The organism is Vibrio sp. R-1 (assembly GCF_035615595.1).
Taxonomy (GTDB): Bacteria; Pseudomonadota; Gammaproteobacteria; order Enterobacterales; family Vibrionaceae; genus Vibrio; species Vibrio cholerae.
The window spans coordinates 16479-28756 of sequence record NZ_WPDC01000013.1 but is presented as its reverse complement, the minus strand read 5'-3'; the positions used below and the strand labels follow the sequence as shown (position 1 = coordinate 28756).

The following is a 12278-nucleotide window of genomic DNA, read 5'->3' as shown; positions in this document are numbered from 1 at the left end:
ACATGAAAAAAATTACCATAAACGACCTGATGAAATGGAAGCAGGAAGGTCGCAAATTTGCTACATCAACCGCTTATGATGCGAGTTTTGCTCAGTTATTTGAGAGCCAAGAAATGCCCGTCTTATTGGTCGGTGATTCACTTGGCATGGTGTTACAAGGAGAAGCCGACACCTTACCCGTGACGGTGGATGACATTGCGTATCACACCCGCTGTGTGCGTAAAGGCAGCCCCAATTGTCTGCTGATGGCTGACATGCCTTTCATGAGCTACGCCACACCAGAACAAGCGTGTGAAAACGCGGCCAAACTGGTTCGCGCTGGTGCGAATATGGTGAAAATTGAAGGTGGCGATTGGTTAGTCGACACCGTAAAAATGTTGACTGAACGTGCGGTGCCTGTGTGTGCTCACCTCGGTTTAACGCCGCAGTCGGTCAATATTTTTGGTGGCTACAAAGTACAAGGCCGCGAGCAAGATAAAGCGGATCGCATGGTACGTGATGCGTTGGCTCTGCAAGAAGCGGGCGCACAAATTGTCCTGCTAGAGTGCGTTCCAGCCGAACTCGCCAACCGAATTACTCAAATTTTGGATGTTCCCGTAATAGGTATTGGCGCGGGTAATGGTACTGACGGCCAAATTTTGGTGATGCACGATATGTTTGGAATTTCGGCGAACTACATGCCAAAATTCTCGAAAAATTTCTTGGCTGAGACTGGCGATATTCGCCAAGCCGTTGCCAAATATATCGAAGATGTTGCCAGTGGCGCGTTTCCCGATCTCGCCCACACCATTGCCTAAGGAGTCATACATGCAAGTTTTTGCTGACATCGCCGTTCTTCGCGAGCAGATCAAACAGATCAAGCGCGAAGGTCGCCGCGTCGCTTTTGTACCGACCATGGGTAATTTACATGAAGGCCATTTAACCCTGGTTCGTAAAGCTCGTGAGCTCGCTGACGTCGTCGTGGTGAGTATTTTCGTCAATCCGATGCAGTTTGATCGCGCAGAAGATTTGAAAAATTACCCACGTACGCTTGAAGAAGACCTGAGCAAACTCAACGGCGAAGGGGTTGATCTGGTTTTAACGCCGACACCCGAAACCATGTACCCACAAGGGTTGGATAAGCAGACCTTTGTTGAAGTGCCAGGGCTCTCTTACATGCTCGAAGGCGCATCGCGTCCGGGACATTTCCGTGGCGTCGCGACCATTGTCACTAAACTGTTTAACATTGTGCAGCCAGATGTCGCTTGCTTTGGCGAAAAAGATTTCCAGCAATTGGCGGTGATCCGTCAAATGGTGGAAGACTTGTGCATGGATATTGAGATTGTCGGCGTAGCGACCGTACGTGAGTTAGATTGCCTTGCCATGAGTTCACGTAATAATTTGCTGACGCTGGATGAGCGCCAACGTGCGCCCGTTTTGGCGCGCACTATGCGCTGGATCAGTAGCGCCATTCGTGGTGGTCGTGATGATTATCCATCAATCATTGAAGATGCAGTGGATCAGTTGCGTGCGGCCGATTTAGAGCCAGATGAAATCTTCATCCGTGATGCACGTACTCTGCTACCCATCAGCAGTGACAGTAAGCAAGCCGTGATCCTGATGTCCGCTTTCCTCGGTAAAGTGCGTTTGATTGATAACCAAGTTCTCGATCTGCAAACCGACACCAAAGCCAGTAGCGAAGAAGAATAATCCTCTTGTCTCTGGATCAAAAAAGGTCAACCTCGGTTGACCTTTTCTATATCGATTGCCTGATTAGCTGCGCAGCCCTTTTCCTTTAGTCACTAAATAGTGTGCCACCGCATACAGCGCGGCAACAAACACGAACAGCACCGCAAACGAGGTGGTGATATCCACATCCGACACGCCAAGGAAACCGTAGCGGAACGCATTGACCATGTAGACAATCGGATTGATCTTCGAGACACCTTGCCAAAACTCCGGCAGCAAGCTAATCGAATAAAATACCCCACCAAGGTAAGTCAGCGGCGTCAGCACGAAGGTCGGGACAATTGAGATATCATCAAACGTTTTGGCAAACACCGCGTTAATCAATCCACCGAGTGAAAACACCACCGAGGTTAAAAATACCGTGGCAATAATGATGCCCCAATGATCGACCTGCAAATCGACAAACAATAGTGAAACCGCCGTCACCATAGCCCCCACCAACAATCCACGCGCGACACCACCCATCACGTAACCCGCGATAATCACATAGTTTGGCACAGGAGCGACTAACAGCTCTTCAATGTTCTTTTGAAACTTAGAGCTAAAGAAAGAGGACGCCACATTGGAATAAGAGTTGGTGATCACCGACATCATAATGAGGCCGGGCACGATGTACTCCATGTAGCTGAAACCGTTCATCTGGCCGATTCGAGAGCCAATCAAATTACCGAAGATGATGAAGTACAGCGTCATAGTGATGGCGGGTGGAACCAAAGTTTGCACCCAAATACGGGTAAACCGGTTAATTTCTTTGCCGAGCAGACTACAAAATGCCGTCCAATAAATTTGATACATGCTGATTAACCTCGCTTACCACTGTTGACTATGCTGACAAACAGCTCTTCCAAACGGTTCACTTTGTTGCGCATCGACAGCACTTTCACCCCTTGTTCGGTAAGTTGGGTAAACACATGGTTGATCCCTTGGCTTTTTTCTAATTCAATCTCCAGCGAGCCTTCCACCATCTGCTGTTTAACCACTCCTTGCAGCGGTGCAATGGGTGCGTTGCCATCCACATCGAGAACAAACGTCTCAACGTGCAACTTACCAAGCAGAGATTTCATGGTGGTGTTTTCAATCAATTCCCCGCGTTGAATGATGCCAATGTGGCGACAGAGCATTTCCGCTTCTTCGAGATAGTGAGTGGTGAGAATGATCGTCACCCCTTGCGCGTTGATTTGCTTGAGAAACTCCCACATGGAGCGGCGCAGTTCGATATCAACGCCAGCGGTTGGCTCATCAAGAATCAGCAGTTGCGGCTCATGCATTAAAGCGCGCGCAATCATCAAACGGCGCTTCATGCCGCCAGAGAGGTTTCTTGCTCGTTCGCTGCGTTTTTCCCACAAATCGAGCTGAGTCAGGTACTTTTTCGCGCGCTCTTTGGCTAACGCTTTCGGTACGCCATAGTAACCGGCTTGCTGCAAAACAATCTGCTCGACTGTTTCAAAGGGGTTGAAGTTAAACTCTTGCGGCACCAAACCAAGTTGCTGTTTGGCAAGTTCCAGCTGTGAATCGAGATCGTAACCAAATACTGTGACTTTGCCGGAGGTTTTATTGACCAGCGATGAGATGATGCCAATGGTGGTCGACTTCCCCGCACCATTGGGTCCCAGCAGAGCGTAAAAATCGCCTTTTTTGACTTGTAGACTAATGCCTTTGAGGGCTTCAAAGCCACCAGCATAGGTTTTTCTAAGTTGTTCTATTTCCAGTGCGTACATGGTAGGAACCTTGTTATCAATAACAACAAGGATGTTGCGCTTTTATGGCGTTTTTTCAACCCTTTATACCAAAACTACTTGGAATTGCAGCTAGGCGGCAAGTAAGTGACAAATTTGTCTGGAACAAATTTGCACAGCCATCGGCTGGCCTTTGGTGAGAGCCAAGGATGGATCTCATAATCCCCATGAGCATAGATAAACTGTGTGATTGGGGTGAGCAAACGTAGCCAACACCGCTGCAACTTCAAGTAGGAAGGGGATATTGGCTAAGGGCAATGATTAATACAGAAATAGCTAATATAGGCTTGCCCTGCATTCAAAGGTCAGAGACAAAATGCCGCATGACTGCGGCATTTCAGCCATCACCATCAACGCCGAGTTACGTATTCACCTGTTTGACTGCCGCATTAAGCGCTTCATAACGGAAAGTAAACATATTCTGATCCGGAACCAGATCTATGACCTTAAACTTTTCTAATTCGGCACGCGTTTTTTCATTAGGACAGAGCAAATAGACTTCACAATGCGCTTCCTGTGCATCACGAATCGCGTTTTCTAACGCCAAACCAACGGTGACATCAATCATAGGGACATCGGTCAAATCGAGGATCATCGCTTGATATTGTTCGACACTGCTGTGCTGGCGCGTAATGGCTTTCGAGACACTGAAAATCATCGGCCCTGATAGGTAGAAAAACAGCACCTTACCATTGGCTTTATCCAGCAGCTTACGTTCACTCTCCGTCAGTGGCACATCATCGTCATCCGCGTCACTGATCGCCTTGACTTGGCGTGCCTGCTCACGGCTTAAACGTTCAATAACCAGAATGTTGGAGATGAACACACCAAGGCCAACCGCTACAATCAGATCGACAAAAACGGTCAGCAACATAACGCCATACATGATGGCCATACCTTGCAGACTGATTTTGTGCGCACGTTGAATAAATGCCCAGTCGAGGATATTCACCCCAACATACACCGCGATACCGGCCAATACCGCCATGGGGATTGGCTCAGTCAACCCACCCGCGACTAACACCACCAGCGCCAACATTAAAGCGCGAGTCACTCCAGACAATGGCGAACGAGCGCCCACTTGAATGTTGGTGACTGTGCCCATGGTCGCTCCCGCACCGGGTAAAGCACCAAATAATCCCGCGACCATATTGGCAATCCCCTGCCCTTGCAGCTCGCGCTCCGAATCATGCTCTTTACGCGTGAGAGAATCGCCAATGACTGCCGTTAACAGCGTATCAATACAGCCCAGAGTACCGAGTACAAGGGCATCAATCACCATGGTCACGACAATATCGCTAGTGAAAGTAGGGACGACGATACTCGGTAAACCTGCAGGGATTTCACCAATCCGGCGAATATCATCAGTATCAAAGAAAATCACCGAAAACAGGGTCACGACGACCAAAGCGACCAGCTGAGCAGGAACTTGCTTGCGGTATTTTTGTGGTAAAAAAAACAAAATTCCGAGGGTGAGTAAGCCTAAAAACAGCTCGCTGAATTTTAAATTGGCGAGCAAATCGGGCAACGCAGATAAAGTCCCAAGCACACCGCCACCAGGAGAAGGGTGCCCGAGCAGTGGTGAGAGTTGCAAAATAATCAGGATCACCCCAATACCAGACATAAAGCCCGAAACCACGCTGTATGGCATCAGCGTAATGTATTTACCGAGCTTGAGAGTACCGAGCAAAATCTGAAATGCACCGGCCATCATGACAACGGTAAAGGCAATCGCCGCGCCCGATTCAGGGTAACGTGCCACCATGGCGGTTAAAATCGCCGTCATGATCACCGTCATCGGCCCTGTTGGCTCTGAAATCAGAGTGGAGGAGCCTCCAAATAAGGCGGCAAAAAGACCGACTAAAATGGCGCCCCACAGACCCGCCTCTGCTCCTGCACCGGAAGCGACCCCAAACGCTAACGCTAATGGCAGTGAAATGATGGCGGTGGTTACCCCACCAAACAGGTCACCACGTAAATTAAGATCCGCAAATCTAGCCTGAAACACGCACTATTCCTTAAGGTGTCATCGAATGACCCTAGTTTAAAACCAATGTTGTAAAAACACGTCAGATGAGTTAAGCAGAAAGTAAATTAGATGAGCTTGAATTTGTAACATTGTGTATATTGTTGGCAATTATTTAAGGGAAGTAAGATGCCAGAAATTAAACAACTTTTTGAGAACAACTCAAAATGGTCTGAATCGATCAAAGCAGAAACTCCGGAATATTTTGCCAAACTCGCTAAAGGGCAAAACCCGGATTTTTTGTGGATAGGATGTGCAGACAGCCGAGTGCCAGCCGAACGGCTCACTGGCCTTTACTCGGGTGAATTATTTGTCCACCGTAACGTTGCCAATCAAGTTATCCATACCGATCTCAACTGTCTTTCTGTCGTTCAGTACGCGGTCGATGTGCTGCAAGTCAAACACATCATTGTGTGCGGCCACTATGGGTGTGGTGGGGTTACTGCGGCGATCGATAATCCACAACTTGGCTTAATCAATAACTGGTTACTGCATATTCGCGATTACTACCTTAAACATCGTGAATATCTCGATCAGATGCCTGCCGAAGATCGCTCCGATAAACTGGCAGAAATCAATGTCGCCGAGCAAGTCTACAACTTGGCTAACTCAACCGTGTTACAGAATGCTTGGGAGCGTGGACAAGCAGTAGAAGTACACGGTTTTGTCTACGGTATCGAGGATGGCCGACTGGAATATCTCGGTGTACGCTGCGCGTCACGCAGTGCAGTGGAAGATAATTACCACAAAGCGTTAGAGAAGATACTCAATCCGAATCATCGCCTACTGTGTCGTTAATTATCTCCAAAGAGCAACGCCCACGAGTGCGTGGGCGTTGTCGGCAATCTTTTATTGTCAATCGTGAGCTTGGTTTATTCCGCCAGAGGCACCACTTTGCCAATATAAGGTAGGTGACGATATTTCTGCGCGTAGTCGATACCGACACCGACCACAAATTCGTCAGGAATTTCAAAACCGACCCAATTCACTTCAACGTCCACTTCACGACGGGTTGGCTTATCCAATAGTGTGCAAATACGGATCGATTTAGGCTCACGCAGCGCCAGAATCTCTTTCACTTTGTTTAAGGTATTCCCTGTATCGATAATATCTTCCACCAGCAATACATCTTTACCTTTGATGTCGTCATCGAGATCTTTCAGAATGCGCACATCACGTGAGCTTTGCATACTGTTGCCATAGCTAGAGGCGGTCATAAAATCGACTTGATGAGTCAGATGAATTTGACGAGCAAGATCCGCCATAAAAACAAAAGAACCACGCAGCAATCCAACCAAAACTAAATCACTACTCCCTTGATAATGCTCAGTGATCTGTTGACCTAATTCGCGAATGCGCTGGGCGACCTCTTGCTCAGAAATCATGACTTCAACTGTGTGTTTCATACCATTCTCGTTGTGTTGGGCGATGTCAGTATCGCTGACTTTGGTGGCGCGTATAGTACCACTTCACTCAAATCCTGTTAATCGTTTCCCTACTCATCCTCGCTTTGTTATGCACCCACTCAATAAAACAAGCTGAAACGACAAATAATTAACATAGTTGCACATTTTTCACCCAACAGAGATTGACCTTGAATATATGCACCATTACACTCATAGGGCTTTAAGTAGCAAATAACAAAATAATCATTAGAGCAAAATGCTCAATCAACAACTCAATTGGCAAGGATATACCCCTATGGACGCATCAATCGAAAAACGCCCTCGAACTCGGCTATCGCCTCAAAAACGCAAACTACAACTGATGGAAATCGCGTTGGAAGTGTTTGCTAAACGCGGCATTGGTCGTGGTGGTCACGCAGATATTGCCGAGATTGCGCAAGTCTCCGTTGCAACAGTGTTCAACTACTTCCCAACTCGTGAAGACTTGGTTGACGATGTGCTGAATTTTGTGGTTCGTCAGTACTCCAATTTTTTGACCGATCACATCGATCTTGATTTGGATGTGAAAACCAACCTACAAACTCTGTGCAAAGAGATGGTGAAATTGGCGATGACCGATTGTCACTGGCTCAAAGTCTGGTTTGAGTGGAGTGCTTCAACCCGTGACGAAGTTTGGCCACTGTTTGTTTCCACCAACCGAACTAACCAACTGCTGATCAGAAACATGTTTATGAAAGCTATGGAACGTGGCGAATTGTGTGAGAAACACGATGTCGATAACATGGCCAGCCTGTTCCACGGTATCTTCTACTCCATCTTCTTACAAGTGAACCGTTTAGGTGAACAAGAAGCAGTGTATAAGTTGGTCGATAGCTACCTCAATATGCTGTGTATCTATAAGAACTAGTTTCTTGGGCAGCACAAAGGGCGCATCCGCGCCCTTTTTTGTTTTCAGATGGGTATCACTTCCAGCGGTAATATACCTAAACGATTTGGTGTTACAGGTAGGCGGCAAATGAGTGAATCCCCACGAGCATAGATACACTCTGTGATTGGGGTGCGCAAATTCTGCCAACACCGCTACAGCTTCAAGTAGGAAATGGATAGAAGAGAAAATTATTCGCCTAAATTCTCCAAGCCCCATTTATACAATGCATTCTTTTTCAACTGGTGAATTTCAGCCACTAAGGCAGCAGCTTTTTTCAATGGCAGCTCTTTAGTCAAAATCGTTAAGGTGCGTAGAGCCTCATCTGGCAGTTGCTGCTCACCCGCATCCCGATATCCATGCACCAACAGCACCATTTCGCCTTTCTTACGGTTATCATCTTCAGCAATCCACTCAATCAACTCAGCCAAAGGCATACCTTGAATTGTTTCGAAGGTTTTGGTGAGTTCACGGGCAAGTACCACTTCACGCTCGCCACCAAGTACATCTAACATATCTTGCAGTGACTCGCAGATCCGGTGTGGCGATTCATAAAAAATACAGGTACGGCTCACTTTCGCGATCTCTAACAGTTTATCCTTACGTGCTTTGCTTTTTGCCGGCAAAAAACCTTCAAAGCTAAAACTATCAGACGGCAGGCCTGATGCACTCAGCGCTGTGATCACCGCACATGGCCCTGGAAGTGGCACAACTTTAACGCCTGCTTGACGACATTGAGTGACTAAATGATAACCTGGATCACTGATCAGAGGCGTGCCAGCATCGGACACTAAGGCAATCGATAGACCAGACAGCAGTTTATCCACTAAGACTTGGGCTTTCTGCTGCTCATTATGATCGTGCAAAGCAAACGTTTTGGTCGAGATGTTGAAGTGAGCTAATAATTTTCCGGTATGACGCGTATCTTCAGCGGCAATCATATCGACACTGGCTAATACATCCAGAGCGCGTTGTGTGATGTCACCCAGATTACCAATCGGGGTTGGGACAATATAAAGAGTTGGAGCACCATTTGGCACGGTTTTATTATCTGTCATTTGTTTACCATCACATCAACGATTAATATAGAGACAATTTTACACGGACTAACGAAAGAACTCATGGCTATGAACCACCATCAGCGACGCAGTGTACCACGCTTACTCACTCCGATTGCATTATCAATCGTTTTATCGGCCTGTTCGACTCAACCTTCGTCACCGGATGTGGTCGATATTACCGCTCAACCACTCTTAACGGCGCAGACGTATTTGATGCGAGCCGATGCCAGCCAAGGTAATCAACAAAATGATTGGCTGATCATGGCTCTCAAAGCCGCCATAGAGGAAAACAATCCCGATCAAGCCCAACTTCTGATCATGCGCTTGGCGAAACAGCCCTTGACTCCAACTCAGCAGGCGCAGTGGCAACTGCTGCGCGCTCAGTTATTAGCTAATACCGAACAATATCAAGAAGCTCTAGAGCAACTGAGTTTCCAAGCCAATTGGTCGTTACCTCAAGTTCAATGGCAGCAATATCACCAGCTTCGTGCGGACATATTCACGGCTCTGGATCGCTCTTTTGACTCCACTCGTGAGTTAGTGGCGCTTTACGGCCTTTCATCCAACAAGGACAAAGAAGCATTAGCGGATCAAATCTGGGCAAACCTCAATCACTACTCCGCCAGCAAAATTATCAAGCTTTCTGCTGAGCCCGATGAAGCGCAGTTGGATGGCTGGCTACAGCTTGCGATCTATATGAAAACGCTGGGTAGCGATCTACCACAACTGAAAAATACCTTAGAAAAATGGCTGGCTGAAAATCCGCAGCACCCAGCGGCAATTTATACCCCTAAAGCCATTACCGATATTTTGGCTTTAGAAATCGTCAAGCCGACTAACACCGCTTTACTGTTACCCTTGACTGGTAAATTTGCTAAGCAGGCCCAATTTATTCGTGATGGATTTGTGTTTGCCATGATGAACGATGCCGATCGCCAAACAAACGCGACGTTGACGATCATCGATACCAATGCCGAAACGCTCGAATCTGTTGATGCGATTCTGACCAGCAAACAAATTGATTTTGTTGTGGGTCCACTGATCAAAGGTAATATCGAAAAACTGCAGCAATTCCAACAAAGCCGTGGCCAAATGATCCCAACGTTGGCACTGAACATCCCGGATCAAATTGATACGACGGCGGGCGCTTGCTATCTCGCTCTATCACCTGAACAAGAAGTCGCACAAGCGGCGAAACATCTGTTCACTCAAGGCTACCGTTACCCACTGATCCTCGCGCCCCAAAACGCTTATGGTGAACGTGTGGTTGAAGCCTTTAATGAAGAGTGGCGTCGTTACAGCAAAAACAAAGTGGCAGTGAATCTTTTTGGCGACAAGCGTCAATTACAACGCAATATCAACTCCATTTTTGGCTTACAGGATAGCCAACAAAACATCGCACAGATGGAATCTCTGCTTGGTATGGGCTTAGAGAGCCAACCTCGTAGCCGCCGTGATATAGATGCTGTGTATATTGTCGCAAACAGCTCAGAACTCACCTTGATCAAGCCATTTATTGAAGTGGCTATCAACCCGGATACCCGCCCACCAAAACTGTTCTCAAACTCGAACAGCAACACAGGTGGTCGCCAATACGAAGATTTGTCAGGCGTGACTTACAGTGATATTCCACTGCTGATACAGCCAGCGCCAAGTATCAAAGAGCAGCTAACCCAAATCTGGCCCGAAAGCTCAAATGCAGAGCGCCGCTTGCAAGCTCTGGGGATGGATGCCTACCGTTTGATGGTGGAACTTCCACAAATGAAAATCGTCGAAGGCTATACGATTGATGGACAAACGGGTGTGCTAAGTATTGATGAACAATGTGTGATTCAGCGTGAAATCAGCTGGGCAGAGCATGGTGTTCGTTAATTCTAGGCACCAAGGAAATCATTATGAACAAATGGCGGCGGACTATCTTCGCCGCCAAGGCCTTACTCTAGTCACACAAAATGTGAACTACCGTTTTGGCGAATTAGACTTAATCATGCGTGATGGAAACACATTGGTGTTTGTCGAAGTACGTTATCGAAACAACACTCAACATGGTCACGCCGCGGAAACCGTCACGAGAACCAAGCGTGCTCGCTTGATCAAAGCCGCAAATTGTTGGATGCTCGCCAACAAGATGAATAGTCACAGTGCGGATTTTCGTTTTGATGTGATTGCCATTCATCAACAAGGGCAACATATTGATTGGTTAAAAAACGCTATTACTGAAGGATAAACAATGCTCGATAGCATTAAAGACAGTTTTACCGAAAGCATTCAAATTCAAATCGCCGCAGCGGAGGCGTTACCCGATGCCATTATGCATGCCGCACAAGCCATGGTGGCGAGTTTACTTAACGGTCATAAAATTCTCTGCTGCGGTAACGGTGGCTCGTCGGTCAATGCACAACAATTTGTTTCTTGCCTTTTAAATCGCTTTGAGACCGAACGCCCAAGCTTACCGGGAATGGCTCTGACTGCAGATAACACGACGCTCACCGCCGTCGCTAACGACTACCACTATCAAGAAATCTTCTCAAAACAGGTTCGAGCTTTTGGCCAACCCGGTGATATCTTGCTTGCAATATCAACCAGCGGTAACAGTAAAAATATCATCAAAGCAATGGAAGCGGCCGTAACTCGCGACATGACGATCATTGCTCTCACGGGCAAAGATGGCGGTGAAATGGCCGGACTGCTTGGTGAAAATGACGTGGAAATTCGGATCCCATCACACCGTACCGCTCGCATTCATGAAGTACATATGGTAACGCTACACTGCCTATGTGATTTGATTGATCAAGTGTTATTCCCAGCCCATGAAGAGTAAATATGAAAAGCATTAGACTTCTTATCGTTTCCGGTTTGCTCGCCACTCTAACAGGGTGTGCCGGACTGTTTATCGCGGGTGCCGCAACCACAGCCAATATTGTGACCGATCCGCGCAGCACGCAAGAGATCTGGCAAGATAACAATGTTGAACTTGAAGTTGCAGGCCTTGCCAATAAAGAACCTTACCGCAAAGATGCACGCATTTCTGCCGTTGCTTACCGTGGAACCGTCGTGTTATTGGGACAGTCACGCAATGAAGCGATCTTAGAGCAATTTATTGCTCAGGCTCGTCAACTCAAAGGCGTCAAAGAGCTGCATAACCAAGTGCAAATTAAAGCGCCACTCTCCGTTGGTGAAATCAGCAACGATAGTTGGATAACCACCAAAGTAAAATCGGCGCTTTTAACGAAATCTGAGCTCAACGGCATTAAAATTAAAGTGGTGACAGAGGATCGCGTCGTTTATCTGTTTGGATACGTTTCTCCTGAACACGCAGAGATGGCCATTGATGTCGCAAGAAATATCATAGGTGTGAAACAGGTTGTGAAGGCGTTTGATTACGCTCAGTAACGA

At 47.2% G+C, this 12278-nt stretch carries 13 protein-coding genes; 8 read left to right on the top strand and 5 right to left on the bottom strand.

All coding sequences use genetic code 11. The features are described 5' to 3' along the window. The first annotated feature begins 2 nt into the window (after positions 1-2). Both panB and panC read left to right on the top strand, forming a co-directional pair. A complete protein-coding gene (panB, locus tag GOU96_RS04840) occupies positions 3-797 on the top strand; it encodes a 3-methyl-2-oxobutanoate hydroxymethyltransferase (protein ID WP_000724408.1) in 795 nt (264 codons plus the stop codon). A gap of 10 nt (positions 798-807) precedes the next feature. Next, a complete protein-coding gene (panC, locus tag GOU96_RS04835) occupies positions 808-1689 on the top strand; it encodes a pantoate--beta-alanine ligase (RefSeq protein ID WP_267781949.1) in 882 nt (293 codons plus the stop codon). 63 nt (positions 1690-1752) lie between these two features. Here panC and GOU96_RS04830 read toward each other — a convergent pair whose 3' ends face one another. From GOU96_RS04830 to GOU96_RS04820, 3 genes are all read right to left on the bottom strand, one after another. Then, complete coding sequence (locus GOU96_RS04830) at positions 1753-2523, bottom strand: ABC transporter permease (protein ID WP_000284379.1); 771 nt, start codon at positions 2521-2523, stop codon at positions 1753-1755. Between the two features lie 5 nt (positions 2524-2528). Continuing rightward, the gene (locus GOU96_RS04825; RefSeq protein ID WP_000271066.1) at positions 2529-3446 is read right to left on the bottom strand and encodes an ABC transporter ATP-binding protein; all 918 of its coding nucleotides are present in this window, start codon (positions 3444-3446) and stop codon (positions 2529-2531) included. 379 nt (positions 3447-3825) lie between these two features. Next, positions 3826-5472, bottom strand: a complete 1647-nt coding sequence (locus tag GOU96_RS04820) for a SulP family inorganic anion transporter (protein WP_113628433.1) — start codon at positions 5470-5472, stop codon at positions 3826-3828. 147 nt (positions 5473-5619) lie between these two features. On the opposite strand from GOU96_RS04820, the gene can reads away from it, so the two are divergent. Continuing rightward, positions 5620-6288 carry a carbonate dehydratase gene (gene can, locus GOU96_RS04815; protein ID WP_001114117.1) on the top strand — a complete coding sequence of 223 codons (669 nt, stop codon included), beginning with the start codon at positions 5620-5622 and terminating at the stop codon, positions 6286-6288. 74 nt (positions 6289-6362) lie between these two features. Here the strand turns inward: can and hpt are convergent, their stop codons facing one another. Beyond that, the gene (gene hpt, locus GOU96_RS04810; protein WP_000683351.1) at positions 6363-6896 is read right to left on the bottom strand and encodes a hypoxanthine phosphoribosyltransferase; all 534 of its coding nucleotides are present in this window, start codon (positions 6894-6896) and stop codon (positions 6363-6365) included. Between the two features lie 295 nt (positions 6897-7191). Between hpt and hapR the strand changes: the two genes are divergently transcribed. Then, on the top strand, positions 7192-7803 hold the full coding sequence (gene hapR / locus GOU96_RS04805) for a quorum-sensing master transcriptional regulator HapR (RefSeq protein ID WP_000340100.1): 612 nt from the start codon (positions 7192-7194) through the stop codon (positions 7801-7803). A gap of 209 nt (positions 7804-8012) precedes the next feature. Here the strand turns inward: hapR and rsmI are convergent, their stop codons facing one another. Continuing rightward, on the bottom strand, positions 8013-8879 hold the full coding sequence (rsmI, locus tag GOU96_RS04800) for a 16S rRNA (cytidine(1402)-2'-O)-methyltransferase (protein WP_000131547.1): 867 nt from the start codon (positions 8877-8879) through the stop codon (positions 8013-8015). Between the two features lie 69 nt (positions 8880-8948). On the opposite strand from rsmI, the gene GOU96_RS04795 reads away from it, so the two are divergent. Genes GOU96_RS04795 through GOU96_RS04780 form a run of 4 tightly spaced genes read left to right on the top strand, consistent with a single transcriptional unit; the run spans position 8949 to position 12275 of the window. Beyond that, on the top strand, positions 8949-10754 hold the full coding sequence (locus tag GOU96_RS04795) for a penicillin-binding protein activator (protein ID WP_258501536.1): 1806 nt from the start codon (positions 8949-8951) through the stop codon (positions 10752-10754). Further along, positions 10741-11109 carry a YraN family protein gene (locus GOU96_RS04790; protein ID WP_001893625.1) on the top strand — a complete coding sequence of 123 codons (369 nt, stop codon included), beginning with the start codon at positions 10741-10743 and terminating at the stop codon, positions 11107-11109. The genes GOU96_RS04795 and GOU96_RS04790 overlap by 14 nt, the downstream gene beginning before the upstream one ends. A gap of 3 nt (positions 11110-11112) precedes the next feature. After that, a complete protein-coding gene (locus GOU96_RS04785; RefSeq protein WP_000887295.1) occupies positions 11113-11703 on the top strand; it encodes a phosphoheptose isomerase in 591 nt (196 codons plus the stop codon). 2 nt (positions 11704-11705) lie between these two features. Beyond that, complete coding sequence (locus GOU96_RS04780) at positions 11706-12275, top strand: BON domain-containing protein (protein ID WP_000836325.1); 570 nt, start codon at positions 11706-11708, stop codon at positions 12273-12275. Positions 12276-12278: the final 3 nt, after the last annotated feature.